Raw genomic sequence first — 16,279 nt, 5'->3', positions numbered from 1 at the left:
GCCTGGGTGGTTCGGGGGGCGGGGACACGGCTGGGTGGTTCGGGGTTCGGGCACGCGCCGGGGTGGTTCGGGGTTCGGGGACACGGCTAGGCAGTTCAGGGTTCGGGCACGCGCCAGGGTGGTTCGGGGCTCGGACACACACCTGGGTAGTTCAGGGCTCGGGCACGCGCCTGAGTGATTCGGTGGGCGGTGCGCCGGGGATCGGGTGGGTTGGTGGGCCGGATTCAGGGCCACCTCTGCCGGCACGGATGACCGGGCCGTGGGCGTTGGGTGCCGAAGCCCGGGCCCGGGCACCTGCCGATGGCGGCCGCCCCCCTGCGGCAGACTCCAAGGGTGTGTGCAGTTGGGCTGCAGGGCGCGCGCAGGGCGGCGTATGCAGGCGCATCGGCGCTCGTGCCGATGGTCGCGGGTGGCGGGTACGACGACGGCCCCCGGCCGGGCGGTGGGGACCGCTCGGTCGGGGGCCGTGATCGTCGCAGGGGCTAGGCGGCCGCGGCCTGCTGCTCCTGCGGGATGGGCCGGTCGATGGCCATGAGCCACTTGCCGTCCTCGCCGCGCCGCAGGACATCGGTGCAGGTGCCGCGGAGCTCCTCGCGGCCGCCGTCCGGCGTCGGCACCTCCAACTCGTAGTCCACGACGATGAGCTGGACGTCCCCGGCCGTGTACGAGTGGCGCAGGGTCGCCTTGAGCGACGGCTTCAGCGCGAGCATCTCCGTGATCTTCGCCGTGCGCTCGGCGCCGGTCAGCGGCGAGCCGGACAGGTTCGAGATCGCGTCGTCGCGGTACAGCCGGTCGAAGACGGCGCCGTCGTAGGAGTTGAAGGCGAGGAGGAAGGTCTCGTTCTGCTGGTCGGGGTCGGCAGTGAGTTCCAGGGCGTTCAGGTCGATACCGGTGCTCATGACGGGTCAGTCCCTTTCTTCTGGGCGGGTGTGCCGGTGGAGTCGGTGTCACCCCGGGAGGCGGCGGCCGCGGCCTTGCGCCGGGCGGCGCCCGCCTTGTACTTGGCGCGTGCGCTCCGCTCGGTGAGCCACCACTCCGCGATCAGGAGGGTGGTGACCCACCCGGGCCAGTCGGCGTTGCCGACCAGGTCGTGGGTCCACGCCTCCAGCACGGCGGGGTCGTCCGAGGCCGGCAGGGGCAGGACGGTGGCCTCCAACAGGAACGCGTAGACACGGTTCAGCGGGATCGCCATGGTCGCTGCGAAGCTGCGGATCATCCACCGGCGGTGGTCACCCCATCTGCGCTGCCGGGCGGTGCGGTACCCCGCGATCGTGAAGGCCAGCCACAGCACCGACAGCATCACGCTGCTCATGCGCATGGTCAGGCCGTGCGGGCTGGTGGCGCCGACGACGATGCCCAGCACGCCCGCCGGCAGCACGCCCGCGAAGACGTACAGCCGCCCGCTGACCCGGTGCACCGCCGGGTGCGCCTGCCGGAGCCAGGGCCAGACCTGGAGGCAGCAGGTGACCATGGCCACCGCCCCGAACAGGATGTGCGCCACCAGCAGGGGGTAGTGGAGCGTGAAGCCCCCCGGCTGCGGTACGCGGGACCGGTCGGGGTCGAAGCTCAGGTAACGCGGCAACGACAGCACGAGGAAGACCGCGCAGACCAACGCGAGCGGTCCGATCCACGGACGCTGCCACCACGGCCGCTGCGCCGCCCGTCGCTGCCGCGGCCCGCCCGTGGGCGGGGGCGACGCGTGCGGGGCCGACGAGGACCGCGTTGACGAGGGTGGGGAATCGGCGGCTTTCACCACCGAGTCACCCGGCAATATCGTTCCGCGGATCACCGTACGGATCGTCGATGGCATAGCGCCAATTACCGTCGGCACCGCGACGCAGAACGTCGGTCGCGAGTCCGCCGAAGGACTCCCGCTTTCCTTCCTCGCCGTCTATCTCCATGTTCCAGTCGACGGACAGCAGAGCGGTGTCGCCCGTGACGTGCGACTCACGGATTTTCGCGCTCAATCGGGGGTGCAGCTTGAGGAATTCCGCGAGATTCGTCCTGCGCTCCTCCCCCTGCAGCGGCTTTCCGGGCTCCCACACGGACACCGCTTCCTCCGTGTAGAGCTGGTTGATGGCGTCGGCGTCACCCGAGTTGAAGGTGCGGACGTAGAAGGCGAGATGCTCTTCCACACCGCCCGCGTGCACGACGGCATCGGTCTTCCCTGCCATGACTGAAACCTCCTACGGCACAGGCCTGCTGTGGTTTTCCAGGACATCTCGGCAGGTGGCCGAGCAAATCCGCGACCAACGTAGCCGGGGCCTTCCATCAGTGGGTAACAAAGCGTCCACAAGGCCGCCTCACGTGCTGGGTTATCGGCACGTTACCGCTCACTGATCGCCGGTATTCGGCCTGTTGCTACGTTCGTTGACACGGTCACCAATTCCACGTTTTCAGGCGCGTGTTGAACAAGCGCACACGTCTTGGACAACGCCGCGGGTCCGGCGGCGACGAAAGGGCGGACAAGCAGATGGCGAGTGAGCACCGGTCGGTGGCGGCGGATTCCTACGCGGAGAACGACGGGGCGGTCGCGGTCGTCGGAATGTCGTGCCGACTGCCGATGGCCGCGACTCCCGAGGAATTCTGGGAACTGCTCCGTGAGGGCCGCAGCGCCGTCACGGACGTGCCGGCCGGCCGCTGGGACGCGCACTCGGCAGAGGCCGCGGCCGACGCGCCCCGATTGCCGTCGCGCGGCGGATTCATCGACGGGGTCGGCGACTTCGACGCGGCCTTCTTCGGCGTCTCGCCCCGCGAGGCGGTCTCCATGGACCCCCAGCAGCGGCTCGTGCTGGAGCTCGCCTGGGAGGCGCTGGAGGACGCGGGGATCGTGCCGGCGACGCTGCGGGGCAGCCGTACGGCGGTCTTCGTGGGCACCTTGCGGGACGACTACACGAACCTGGTCTACCAGCACGGTACGGACGCGATCACCCAGCACACGATGGCCGGGGTGAACCGGGGCGTCATCGCCAACCGTGTCTCGTACTACCTGGGCCTGCACGGGCCGAGCCTGACCGTGGACTCCGCCCAGTCGTCCTCCCTCGTCGCCGTCCACCTCGCCTGCGAGAGCCTGCGGTCGGGTGAGTCCTCGATGGCCGTCGCCGCCGGTGTGAACCTGAACGTCCTCGCCGAGAACGCGGTCACCGAGGAGCGCTTCGGCGGCCTGTCGCCCGACGGCCTCAGCTACACGTTCGATGCCCGGGCGAACGGCTTCGTGCCGGGTGAGGGCGGGGGTGTGCTGATCCTCAAGCCGCTGGCGGCGGCCCTCGCCGACGGCGACCGCGTCCACGGCGTGATCCGCGGCAGCGCGGTGAACAACGACGGCTCGACCGCCGGCCTGACCGTCCCCAGCCAGGACGCGCAGGAACAGGTGCTGCGGTCCGCCTACCGCAAGGCGTCGGTCGACCCGTCGACGACGCAGTACGTGGAACTGCACGGGACCGGCACTCCGGTCGGCGACCCCATCGAGGCCGCGGCGCTCGGAGCGGCGCTCGGCACCGGGCGCGGCCCGCAGGACGCGTTGCTGGTCGGCTCGGCGAAGACCAACGTCGGTCACCTGGAGGGCGCAGCGGGCATCGTCGGCATGCTCAAGGTGCTGCTGAGCCTGCGTCACCGTGCCCTGCCGGCCAGCCTGAACTTCGAGACCCCCAACCCCCGTATTCCGCTGGGCGAGCTGGGTCTGTCCGTCCAGCGGGAGCTGACGCCGTGGCCGCACGAGGACCGCGAGCTGGTGGCGGGCGTGAGCTCCTTCGGCATGGGTGGCACCAACTGCCACGTCGTGCTGTCGGAGGCTCCCCGCACCGCGGGCGGACGGGAGGCGACCGCCGCCCCGTCGGGCACGTCGGCCGCGGCCGGCGTACTGCCGTGGGTGCTCTCGGGCCGCGGCCCGCAGGCGCTGCGCGCCCAGGCCGGGCGGCTGCACACGTTCCTGTCCGAGGGCTCGCCGACCTCCGCCTCCGATGCCTCGCTGACCTCCGCCGACGTGGGCTGGTCCCTGCTGTCGTCCCGAACGCTGTTCCCGCACCGGGCCGTCCTGCTCGGCGACGACGGGGAGCAGCGGGCCGGGCTGCAGGCCCTGGCCGGCGGGATGCCCGCCGCCGGTGTCGTCACCGGCTCCGTCCAGCCGGGCGGGCTCGGCGTGCTGTTCACGGGGCAGGGCTCGCAACGGGCCGGCATGGGCCGGGAACTGTACGAGGCATTCCCCGTCTTCGCGCGCGCCTTCGACGACATGTGCGAACTGCTGGACCCGCTGTTGGAGCGCCCCCTGGCCGAGGTGATCCGCTCCGGCGACGGCCTGGACCGCACCGGGTGGACCCAGCCCGCGCTGTTCGCGCTGGAGGTGGCGCTGTACCGGCTGGTGGAGTCGTGGGGCGTGCGCCCGGACTTCGTGGCCGGGCACTCGGTCGGCGAGGTGGCCGCGGCCCATGTGGCCGGGACGCTGTCGGCGCGGGACGCGGCGCGCCTGGTCGCGGCCAGGGGCCGGCTGATGGAGGCGCTCCCGGAAGGCGGCGCGATGGTCGCCGTCCAGGCCCCGGAGGCCGAAGTCCTGGAGCTGCTGGCTCCGTACGAGGACCGTGCCGGGATCGCCGCGGTCAACGGTCCGCGGGCGACCGTGGTCTCGGGAGCCGAGGACGCCGTCCTGGCGGTGGCCGGGCAGGCGTCCGAACGGGGATGGCGCACCAAGCGGCTGACGGTCAGTCACGCCTTCCACTCGCCGCTCATGGAACCGATGCTGGACGACTTCCGCCGGGTGGTGGAGACGCTCGCGTTCGAGGTCCCGCGCGTCCCGGTGGTGTCCACCGTGACCGGCCAGGTCGCGGAGAGCCATGAGTGGTGCTCGCCCGACTACTGGGTGGACCAGGTACGCCGTCCGGTCCGGTTCATGGAGGCGGTGCGCGCTCTCGAGGACGCGGGCGTGGGCACGTTCCTGGAGCTGGGGCCGGACGGGGTCTGCGCGGCCATGGCCGCCGAGTCCGTGCTCGACCCGGAGGCGGTCGCGGCGGTCCCGGCGCTGCGCGGCGGCCGGTCCGAGCCGCAGTCGCTGCTGACCGCGCTCGCCTCGGTCTTCGTACGCGGTACGGAGGTCGACTGGGCGTCGGCGTACGCGGGCACCGGCGCCCGCCGCACCGAGCTGCCCACGTACGCCTTCCAGCGGGAGACGTACTGGATCGACGGCACCCGGCGAGCCCCACAGGCCCGTTCGGGCGCGGCGGCCCCCGCCTCCTCCGCCCCGGAACCACCCGCGCGGCACCCCGCCGTCGCAGCCGATGGGCTCGGTGAACGGATCGCCGCCCTGCCGGCGGCCGAGCGGCTGCGCACGGTGACCGAGCTGGTCTCGGCGCACACGGCGGCCGTCCTGGAGTACGGGCCGGAGGACGACGTCGACCTCCGGGCCGCGTTCAAGGACCTCGGCTTCGACTCGCTGATGGCCGTGGAACTGCGCAACGCCCTGGCGACGGCCACCGGTCTGACGCTGCCCAGCGGTCTGCTGTTCGCCCACCCGACACCAGCCGCGCTGGCCGGGCACCTGCTGGCGGAGCTGACCGGCGCGGGCGAGACCGGCGACGAGCGTTCGGCACCGGCGACGGCCGGGGAGCCGATCGCCATCGTGGGCATGGCCTGCCGCTACCCCGGTGGCGTCGACTCCCCCGAGGCCCTGTGGAAGCTCGTGTCCGAGGCGGGCGACGCGATCTCGGGGTTCCCCGAGGACCGCGGCTGGGCCGAGGACCTGTTCGACCCCGAGCTGCGCGAGCCGGGCCGGAGCGCGGTCGACGCGGGTGGTTTCCTGCGCGACGCCGGCGGCTTCGACGCGGGGTTCTTCGGCATCGCACCGCGCGAGGCCCTGGCCATGGACCCGCAGCAGCGTCTGCTGCTGGAGACCGCCTGGGAGGCCGTCGAGGGCGCGGGCATCGACCCGGTCTCCTTGCAGGGCAGCCGTACCGGCGTGTTCGTCGGCGGAACGGCCCTCGAGTACGGCCCGCGCATGCACTCCGCGCCGGCGAACGTCCAGGGGCACGTCCTGACCGGCACCACCGCGAGCGTGATGTCCGGCCGGGTCGCCTACCAACTGGGGCTGATCGGCCCGGCGGTGACCGTCGACACGGCATGCTCCTCGTCCCTGGTGGCCCTGCACATGGCGGTACGGTCGCTGCGCTCCGGCGAGACCAACCTGGCCCTGGCGGGCGGCGTCACCGTGATGTCGACCCCCGGCATGTTCGTCGAGTTCTCCCGGCAGCACGGGCTGGCCCCGGACGGCCGGAGCAAGTCCTTCGCCGCGTCGGCGGACGGCACGTCGTGGGCCGAGGGTGTCGGCCTGCTGCTCGTCGAGCGGCTGTCGGACGCGCGCCGCAACGGTCACGAGGTGCTCGCGGTCATCCGCGGCACCGCCGTCAACCAGGACGGTGCCTCCAACGGGCTGACCGCGCCGAGCGGTCTCTCCCAGCAGCGGGTGATCCGCGAGGCCCTCGACGACGCGGGCCTGCGCGCCGACGCCGTCGACGCGGTGGAGGCCCACGGCACCGGCACCCGGCTCGGCGACCCGATCGAGGCCGAGGCGCTGCTCGCCACGTACGGGCGGGACCGTGGCGGTCCGCAGCCCCTGTACCTCGGCTCGCTCAAGTCCAACATCGGCCACACGCAGGCCGCGGCGGGCGTCGGCGGCATCGTCAAGATGGTCCAGGCGATGCGGCACGGAGTCCTGCCCAGGACGCTGCACGTGGACGAGCCCACGCCGCACGTCGACTGGTCCTCCGGGGCGGTGAAGCTGCTCGCCGAGGAGCGGGAGTGGCCGCGTACCGGCCGGCCTCGCCGTGCCGCGGTCTCGTCGTTCGGGATCAGCGGTACCAACGCGCACGTCGTGCTCGAACAGGCCGCGGACGCCGAGGTTTCGGCGCCCGCCGTCACGGCCGCGCCGACGACGGCGGTGCCGTGGGTGATCTCCGCCCACGACGACACGGCGCTGCGCGCACAGGCCGCCCGGCTGCGCGACCACGTCGCCGGCCACCCGGGTCTGCCGGTCTCCGACGTCGGCCGCTCACTGGCCGCCCGTACCGCCTTCGACCGGCGTGCGGCGGTGACGGGCACGGACACCGCCGGGTTCCTGGCGGGCCTCGACGCGCTGGCCCGCGGCGAGCAGGCGCCGAACGTGGTGCGGGGCGACGCCGGGCGAGCCGGCCGGACGGCCTTCCTGTTCACCGGTCAGGGCGCCCAGTACCCCGGCATGGGAAGGGAGTTGTACGCCTCCCACCCGGTGTTCGCGCGGGCCCTGGACGAGGTGGCCGGCGCCCTGGACGGGCATCTGGAGCGGCCCCTGCTGAAGGTGATGTTCGCCGCGGACGGCTCGGCCGACGCCGAGCTGCTGCACCTGACGTCGTACACGCAGCCGGCGCTGTTCGCCGTCGAGGTGGCGCTGTTCCGGTTGCTGGAGCACCACGGGTTCGCCCCCGACCGGTTGGCGGGCCACTCGGTCGGCGAGCTGGCCGCCGCGCACGTGGCCGGTGTGCTGTCCCTTCCGGACGCCGCCGCGCTCGTCGCCGCGCGTGGCCGGCTGATGCAGTCCGCGCGGCCCGGCGGCGCCATGATCGCGGTGCAGGCCGACGAGGCCGAGGTGGCCCGGTCGCTGGCCGAGCACGGCGGCGCCCTCGCCGTCGCGGCGGTCAACGGGCCCGCCGCGGTCGTGGTGTCCGGCGACGAGGAGGCCGCGGAGCAGGTCGCGGCCCACTGGCGGGAGCAGGGGCGCAGGACGCGCCGGCTGCGCGTCAGCCACGCCTTCCACTCACCGCACATGGACGGTGTCCTCGAGGAGTTCCGCGCGGTCGCCGCGGGGCTGGAGTTCCGGTCGCCCGCGATCCCGATCGTCTCGACCGTGACCGGCGCCCTCGCCTCCGACGACGAGCTGCGCTCCCCCGACTACTGGGCGGGCCAGATCCGCGGCACCGTGCGCTTCCTCGACGCGGTACGCACGCTGGAGGCCGACGGGGTCACCACGTTCGTCGAGGTCGGGCCCGACGCCGTGCTCGCCGCCATGGCGCAGGCCTCCTTCACCACGGAGCGCGCCACGGCCGTCCCGCTGCTGCGTTCCGGGCGTCCCGAGGCGGAGGTCCTCACCTCGGGGATCGCCCAGGCCCATGTGGCGGGAGCCGCGGCGGACATCGCGTCGTTCTTCCCCGACGCCTCCCGGACCGCCCTGCCCACGTACGCCTTCCAGCACGAGCGCTACTGGTTCGTGCCCGAGGAGCGCACCGACGGGCGCGGGCTCGGCCTGACGGTCTCCGAGCACCCGTTGCTCGCCACGTCGGTCGAACTCGCCGACCGGGACGAGCGGATCCTCACCGGCGTGCTCTCCCCGGGGCGGCACCCGTGGCTGGCCGACCACGCCGTCGGCGGCAGTGTCCTGGTGCCCGCCACCGCCTTCCTCGAACTGGCCGTGGCCGCCGGCGAAGAGGTGGGGTTCGGGCGGGTCGAGGAACTGGCGCTGGAGACCCCGCTGTTCCTGGGCGAGCGCCGGGGCACCCGCGTCCAGGTCACCCTGGGCGCTCCCGACGCCTCGGGCCTGCGGGCGTTCGCCGTGCACTCCCGTCCGGAGGGCGACGACGAGCCGGCCCCGTGGACCCGGCACGCGTCCGGCACCCTGGCCGAACCGGCGTCCGCTCCCGACCCCGAGGGTCTGGCCGCCTGGCCGCCGGCGGACGCCGTCGCCGAGCCCCTGACGGACGTGTACGAGCGGCTGGCCGAACTGGGCTATGCGTACGGCCCCGCTTTCCAGGGGCTGCGGGGTCTGTGGCGCCGGGGCGACGAGATCTACGCGGAGCTGCGGCTGCCCGACGAGCAGCGGGACTTCGCCGGCCGGTTCGCGATCCACCCCGCGCTGCTGGACGCGGCACTGCACCCGCTGGTGCTCGACGCGGCCCGCGGCGCCGGCGACGCGCGGGAGATCCGCCTGCCCTTCGCCTGGGACGGGACGACCGTGTACGCCGTGGGCGCGACCGAGCTGCGGGCCCGCATCGCTCCGTCCGGACCCGACGGTTACACGCTGACGCTCGCCGACGGCACGGGGGCGCCCGTCGCCGCGGTCGAACGGCTGTCGCTGCGGCCCGTCCCCAGGGACCGGCTCGTCCCCGCCGGGGGCTCCCTCGGCGACGCGCTGTTCACCGTCGCATGGCCTGTCGTCGGCACCCCCGCCGAAGCCGGGCCGAGGCCGGTCGAGGCGGCCGGTGCCGAACTGCCCGACCCCGCGGGCGCCGACGCCGTCGTCGTCAGGTTCGCGCCCGCGACTGGGGGCGACCACACCGCCGAGGCGGCGCACGAGGCCGCACGGCGGGCTCTGCGCATCGCCCGCGGCTGGCTGTCGGACCCCCGGTACGCCGACACCCGGCTGGTGTTCGTGACGCACGGCGCCGTCGCGGTACGCCCCGGCGAGCGGGTCGAGGACCTGGACGCCGCGCCGGTGTGGGGCCTGGTCCGGTCCCTGCAGTCCGAGCACCCCGACCGGGTGGTCCTCGTCGACCTCGACGACTCGGGCGAGCCGCTGCTGCCCGCCGCCCTCGCCGCCGGGGAGCCGCAGGTGGCCGTCCGCGACGGGGCGCTGCACGTGCCGCGGCTGGCGCGGGCGACGCGTACGGACGCGGCACCGCGGCGCGCCCTCGACCCGGACGGCACGGTGCTGGTCACCGGCGGCACCGGTGGCCTCGGCGGGCTGCTGGCCCGCCATCTGGTGGCCCGGCACGGGGTGCGGCATCTGCTGCTGACCAGCCGGCGCGGCCCGGACACGCCGGGTGTGGAGGCCCTGTGCGCCGAACTCGTCGAGCTGGGCGCCCAGGTGACCGTCGTGGCCGCGGACGCGGCCGACCGCGCGGCGCTCGCCGACGTGCTGGGCTGCGTCCCGGCCGGGCATCCGCTGGTCGCGGTGGTGCACACCGCGGGCGTCCTCGACGACGCCACCGTGGAGTCGCTCACCGAGGAGCAGCTCGACGCGGTGCTGCGGCCCAAGGTCGACGCCGCGTGGAACCTGCACGAGCTGACGCTGGACAAGGACCTCGCCGCGTTCGTCCTCTTCTCCTCCGTCTCCGGTGTCACCGGCACCGCGGGACAGGCCAACTACGCCGCCGCCAACGTCTATCTGGACGCGCTCGCCGCCCGGCGACGCGCCCTGGAGCTGCCCGCCACCTCGATGGCCTGGGGCCTGTGGGGCGGGGAGCGCGGCATGGGCGGCACCCTGGGCGACGCGGACCTCGCGCGCTGGACCCGGGCGGGCATCTCCCCGCTGGCTCCGGAGCAGGGGCTGGAGCTGTTCGACGCCGCCCTCGCGGGCACGGACGTCCTCGCCGTCCCCGCGGCGTTCGATCTGGCGCGGCTGCGCGCCACCGGTTCCGTGCCGACGGCGCTGCTGCGCGGCCTGGTCAAGCCCCGTCCGCGTACCGCCGCGACGGCGGCCGGCGGCGCGGGTGCCGACGCGTCGTCCTGGGTCCGGCGGACCGCCGCGCTCGGCGACACGGAGCGGCGCACCGCCGTCCTCGCGCTGGTCCGCTCGACGGTGGCCGGCGTGCTCGGGCACGCGGACAGCGAGGCCGTCGATCCGGACCGGGCGTTCAAGGAGGCGGGCTTCGACTCCCTGGCCGGAGTGGAGCTGCGCAACCGGCTGGGCACCGCGACCGGCCTGCGGCTGCCCGCCACCGCGGTGTTCGACCACCCCTCGCCGACCGCCCTCGCGACGTACCTGTACGACCGGATCTCGGGCACCCGCCCGGCCGCGACGGTCGCGGTACGCGCCGCACGATCGGCCGACGAGCCCATCGCCGTCATCGGCATGGCCTGCCGCTTCCCCGGCGGTGTGCGCTCGCCCGAGGAGCTGTGGCGGCTCGTGGCCGAAGGCACCGACGCGATCAGCGAGTTCCCCGTCAACCGCGGCTGGGACCTGGAGGCGCTGTACCACCCCGACCCGGAGGTTCCCGGTACGTCGTACGTGCGCCACGGCGGGTTCCTGCACGAAGCGGACCGGTTCGACCCCGCCTTCTTCGGCATGTCCCCGCGTGAGGCGACGGCGACCGATCCGCAGCAACGGCTGCTGCTGGAGACCGCGTGGGAGACCTTCGAGAGCGCCGGCATCACCCCGGACTCGCTGCGCGGCAGCAACGCCGGTGTGTTCACGGGCGTGATGTACGACGACTACGCATCGCGGCTCGCGGCCACTCCGGAGGAGTTCGAGGGCTTCCTGCTCGCCGGCAACCTGTCCAGCGTCGTCTCCGGCCGCCTCGCCTACACGTACGGCCTGGAGGGGCCGGCGCTCACCGTCGACACCGCGTGCTCGTCGTCGCTGGTGGCGCTGCACCTCGCGGCGAACGCCCTGCGCCAGGGGGAGTGCGACCTGGCCCTGGCCGGTGGCGTCACGGTCATGTCGGGGCCGAACACGTTCATCGAGTTCTCCCGCCAGCGGGGGCTCTCGCCCGACGGCCGGTGCCGTTCGTTCGCCGCCGGCGCGGCCGGCACGGGCTGGTCGGAGGGCGTCGGACTGCTCCTGGTGGAGCGGCTCTCCGACGCGCGGCGCAACGGCCACCAGGTGCTCGCGGTGCTGCGCGGCTCGGCGGTCAACCAGGACGGCGCCTCCAACGGCCTCACCGCCCCCAACGGGCCGTCCCAGGAGCAGGTGATCCGCCAGGCCCTCGCCAACGCGGGGCTCGCCCCTTCCGACGTGGACGCCGTGGAGGCACACGGCACCGGTACCACCCTCGGTGACCCGATCGAGGCGCAGGCCCTGCTGGCGACGTACGGCCAGGACCGGCCCGGCGACAGGCCGCTGTACCTGGGCTCGCTGAAGTCCAACATCGGCCACGCGCAGGCCGCCGCCGGTGTCGGCGGTGTCATCAAGATGATCGAGGCCATGCGGCACGGCACGCTGCCGAGGACGCTGCACGTCGACGAGCCCTCGCCGCACGTGGACTGGGAGTCCGGGGCGGTCGCGCTGCTCGTCGAGGAGCGGGAGTGGACACGGGACGGGGAGCGGCCCCGCCGCGCCGGTGTGTCGTCGTTCGGCATCAGCGGCACCAACGCACACGTCATCCTGGAGGAGGCACCGGAGGACAGCGGGCCGGGCGACCCGGAACCCGCGGCTCCCGGCGACGCGGAACCCGCCGCGGCCGGCCTGCGGGACGACGAGGTCGTACCCCTGATCGTCTCCGGCCGCGGCGAGACCGCACTGCGCGCCCAGGCCGAGCGACTGCACCGCCACCTCGTCGAGAACCCCGGGCTGGGCCCCGCCGACGTGGGTCTGTCGCTGGTGACCACGCGTTCCCTGCACGAGCACCGGGCCGCCGTCGTCGGCGACCGGGAGGAGCTGCGCACCGGCCTGGAGGCGCTCGCACGCGGTGAATCGGCGCCCTCGGTGGTGCGTGCCGCGGGGACCCGGCGGGGCGGGACCGCGTTCCTGTTCACCGGGCAGGGCAGTCAGCGCCTGGGCATGGGCCGTGAACTGTACGAGACCCGACCGGTGTTCGCCGAGGCGCTGGACGCGGTGTGCGAGCACCTCGACCGCGAGCTGCCCCGGCCGCTCAAGGACGTGCTGTTCGCCGCGCCGGACTCCGGGGACGCGGAGCTGCTGGACCGTACCGTCTTCACCCAGGCCGCGCTGTTCGCCGTCGAGGTGGCGCTGTTCCGGCTGCTGGCCCACCACGGGGCGGCACCCGACTACCTGTTGGGGCACTCCATCGGCGAGGTCACCGCGGCGCATGTCGCCGGGGTGTTCGGTCTGGAGGACGCCTGCGCCCTGGTGGCCGCCCGCGGCCGGCTCATGCAGGCCGCCCGTACGGGCGGTGCGATGACCGCGGTGCAGGCGAGCGAGGAGGAGATCCTCCCCTCGCTCGAGGAGTTCGGTGGCGCGGTCGCCGTCGCCGGGATCAACGGGCCCCGGTCCGTCGTCGTCTCCGGCGACGAGAGCGCGGTGGAGCGGATCGCCGCGGTCTGGCGGGAGCGTGGCCGCAAGACGAAGCGGCTGACCGTCAGCCACGCCTTCCACTCCCCCCACATGGACGAGGTGGTCGAGGAGTTCGCCTCGGTCGCCTCGGGCATCACCTTCCACTCCCCGACGATCCCCGTCGTCTCCAACGTCACCGGGGCACTCGCCACGGAGGAGCAGCTGCGGTCACCGGACTACTGGGCGGGGCACATCCGCGCCGCCGTCCGGTTCCTCGACGGGGTCCGCTTCCTGGAGGCCGAGGGCGTGACCGACTTCGTGGAGGTCGGCCCGGACGGTGTGCTCACGGCCCTCGCCCAGGACTGCCTCACGCGGGAGGCGGCCGTACTGGCGCCGGTCCTGCGCTCGGGCCGGTCCGAGTCCCGTACCGTCGGCGCCGCGCTGGCGGTGCTCGGCCTGCGGGGCGCGGCGCTGGACTGGTCCGCGCTGTTCCCCGGCGCCCGCCGGGTGGCGCTGCCGACGTACGCCTTCCAGCACGCGCGGCACTGGCTGGAGGCCCCGTCGGTGCCCGGTGACGCCGCCGGACTGGGGCTCGGCCCGACCGGGCACCCGCTGCTGGGCGCTGCGGTGGCGATGGCCGGGCGGGACGCCTTCCTGTTCACCGGAAGGGTGTCCCGTCACACGCACCCGTGGCTGTGGGACCACGCCGTGCACGGTGCGGCCCTGCTGCCGGGCACCGCCTTCGCGGACCTCGCGCTGCGCGCCGGGGAACAGGTCGGCTGCGCCGAGGTCGAGGACCTCACGCTCGCCGCGCCGCTGTTGCTGCCCGAGCAGGGCGGCGTACGGCTCCAGGCGGTGCTCGGCGAGGCGGACGACGCCGGGCGCCGCACGCTGGAGGTCTTCTCCCGTGCGGGGGAGGACGATCTCGCCCCGTGGCTGCTGCACGCGACCGGCCGGGTGGCTCCGGCGTCCACCGAGGAGGCGGTGCCCGACCTGGGCGCCTGGCCGCCCGCCGGGGCTACGGAGGCCGACCTGGACGGCGTGTACGAGCGGCTGGCCGAGCACGGTTACGCGTACGGGCCCGCCTTCCAGGGCCTGCGCCGGGTCTGGCACACGGACACGGAACTCTTCGCCGAGGTGGCGCTCGCGGAGGACCGGCACGCGGACGCCGCACGGTTCGTCCTGCACCCGGCGCTCCTGGACGCCGCGCTGCACCCGCTGCTGCCCGGAGTGACCGGCGACGACCGTCCCGCGGTGCTGCCCTTCGCCTGGTCCGGCGTCACCGTGCGGGCCACCGGCGCCACCGTGCTGCGGGTCCGGCTGTCCCTGAACGGGACGGAGTCCGCCGCGCTGACGGTCGCCGACGGTCTTGGCGCGCCGGTCGCCTCGGTGGCCGAACTGGCGCTGCGGCCGCTGTCCGAGGACGCGCTGCGGGCGGCCGCGGACGCCCACCGCGAGGGCCTGCTGGAGGTGCGGTGGAACGAGGCCGGCACGGTGCGCGGCGTGGACGCCGGACGCTGCGCGGTGCTGGGCGCGGGCCCGGCCGGCGGGCTCGACGCCCTGCCTCGCTACGCGGACCTCGCCGCGCTCGTGGCGGCGGTCGAGGACGGGGCGGCGGTACCGGACGTCGTGCTGACCGTGCCCGAACCGCCCCGGGAGACCGACGCGGACCTGCCCGCCCACATCCACGAGACCACCCGGCACCACCTCGAACTGGCCCAGGCCTGGCTGGCCGACGAACGGTTCGCCCAGTCCCGCCTCGTCGTCGTCACCCACGGCGCCGTCGCCGCAGGTGCCGAGGACGTCACCGACCTCGCCCACACCACCCTGTGGGGCCTGCTCCGCTCCGCGGACAGCGAGAACCCCGGCCGCTTCGGCCTCGTCGACCTCGACGGGGACACCGAGTCCGACACGGGGCTGGTCATCGCGGCCGCGGCGAGCGAGCCGCAGGCTGCCCTGCGCAAGGGCCGGATCCTGGTGCCGCGGTTCGCCCGGGCGTCGTCCCGGCCCACGGACACCGGGCAGCGCGCACCGCGCTGGGACGAGGGCACCGTACTGATCACCGGTGCGACGGGTGCGCTGGGCCGGATCCTGGCCCGCCGGCTGGCGGAACGGCACGGTGTCCGACACCTGCTGCTGCTCAGCCGCCGCGGCGCCGACGCACCCGGCGCGAACGAACTACGCGACGAACTGGCGGAGTTGGGGGTCACCGCGACGTTCGCAGCCTGCGACGCCGCCGACCGCGACGCACTCACCACCGCCCTCGCATCCATCCCGGCCGAACACCCTCTCACAGCGGTCGTCCACACCGCGGGCATCGTCGACGACGGCCTCCTCACCGGCCTGACGACCGAGCGCCTTGAGGCCGTACTCCGGCCCAAGGTCGACGCCGCCTGGAACCTCCACGAACTCACCCGCGATCTCGACCTGTCCGCCTTCGTCCTCTACTCGTCCATCGCCGGCCTCCTCGGCACAGCAGGACAGGCCAACTACGCGGCCGGCAACACCTTCCTGGACGCCCTGGCCCACCACCGCACCGCCCACGGCCTGCCCGCCACCTCCCTCGCCTGGGGCCTGTGGAGCGGTGAGCACGGCGGTATGGGTGGCTCCCTGTCCGACGCCGACCTCAAGCGGCTGGCCCGCAGCGGTCTGAAGGCGCTGGCGCCGGACGAGGCGATGGACCTGTTCGACGCGGCGCCGTACACGGACAGGGCGGTACTGGCCGTCAGCGGCCTCGATCTGGACGCGCTGCGCTCGAGCGGCGAGGAGCCGCCCGTCCTGTTCCGCGACCTGGTGCGCCGGCCCGTGGCGCGCGGCACCGCCGCACGCGGTGGGGAGCAGTCCGGGCCGTCGCTGGCGCAACACCTCGCCGGTCTCGCGGAGGCCGAGCGGGTCCGGCTGCTCGTCGATCTGGTGCGGGCCCGGGTGGCCGACGTGCTCGGCCATGCCGACCAGAGTGCCGTCGGCGCCGACCGGGCCTTCCAGGAGCTGGGCTTCGACTCGCTCACCGCGGTCGAGCTGCGCAACCGGCTGGGCGAGGCCACCGGACTGCGCCTGCCCACCACCCTGGTCTTCGACCACCCCACCCCGGCCGCCATCGCCGCGTATCTGCGCGACCAACTCGTCGTGGCGGACGACGGTCCGGCCGAGGAAGCCCTCGCCGGTCTGGACCGGATCGAGGGGCTGATCCGGTCGGCGTCGTCCGACGGGACGTCCGACGACATCGCGCAGGACCGGATCGGTACCCGCCTGCGCCAACTGCTGCAACTCATCGAGAAGACGGACCGCACCACACGGGAGGAGCTGGGTGATGACGATCTCGAATCCGCCTCGGACGAGGACCTGTTCGCCCTCGTCGACGAACTCGACTGACCG

General features: G+C 74.3%; 4 protein-coding genes. 1 reads left to right on the top strand and 3 read right to left on the bottom strand.

The annotated features are described in order from the left end of the window. Window positions 1-482 precede the first annotated feature (482 nt). The 3 genes from ABD932_RS03660 to ABD932_RS03650 form a co-directional block, all read right to left on the bottom strand. Window positions 483-899 (bottom strand): YybH family protein, encoded by a 417-nt coding sequence (locus ABD932_RS03660; RefSeq protein WP_345008602.1) that lies wholly within the window; start codon window positions 897-899, stop codon window positions 483-485. Continuing rightward, window positions 896-1,591 (bottom strand): DUF2306 domain-containing protein, encoded by a 696-nt coding sequence (locus ABD932_RS03655; RefSeq protein WP_345008601.1) that lies wholly within the window; start codon window positions 1,589-1,591, stop codon window positions 896-898. Before ABD932_RS03655 ends, ABD932_RS03660 begins: the two co-directional genes overlap by 4 nt. A gap of 169 nt (window positions 1,592-1,760) precedes the next feature. Continuing rightward, a complete protein-coding gene (locus tag ABD932_RS03650; protein WP_345008600.1) occupies window positions 1,761-2,174 on the bottom strand; it encodes a YybH family protein in 414 nt (137 codons plus the stop codon). Window positions 2,175-2,473: 299 nt separating this feature from the next. Between ABD932_RS03650 and ABD932_RS03645 the strand changes: the two genes are divergently transcribed. Further along, entirely contained in the window at window positions 2,474-16,276 is a 13,803-nt protein-coding gene (locus ABD932_RS03645) for an SDR family NAD(P)-dependent oxidoreductase (protein WP_345008599.1), read from the top strand. Window positions 16,277-16,279 lie beyond the last annotated feature (3 nt).

The sequence above is a fragment of the Streptomyces shaanxiensis genome (assembly GCF_039537145.1).
Classification (GTDB): Bacteria; Actinomycetota; Actinomycetes; order Streptomycetales; family Streptomycetaceae; genus Streptomyces; species Streptomyces shaanxiensis.
This window is presented reverse-complemented; position numbering and strand designations above follow the sequence as displayed.

What these genes read in the sequence shown, in the direction of transcription:
- ABD932_RS03660 (WP_345008602.1), bottom strand. Translation starts at nt 899, where the DNA reads ATGAGCACCGGTATCGACCTGAACGCCCTGGAACTCACTGCCGACCCC.
- ABD932_RS03650 (WP_345008600.1), bottom strand. Translation starts at nt 2,174, where the DNA reads ATGGCAGGGAAGACCGATGCCGTCGTGCACGCGGGCGGTGTGGAAGAG.
- ABD932_RS03645 (WP_345008599.1), top strand. Translation starts at nt 2,474, where the DNA reads ATGGCGAGTGAGCACCGGTCGGTGGCGGCGGATTCCTACGCGGAGAAC.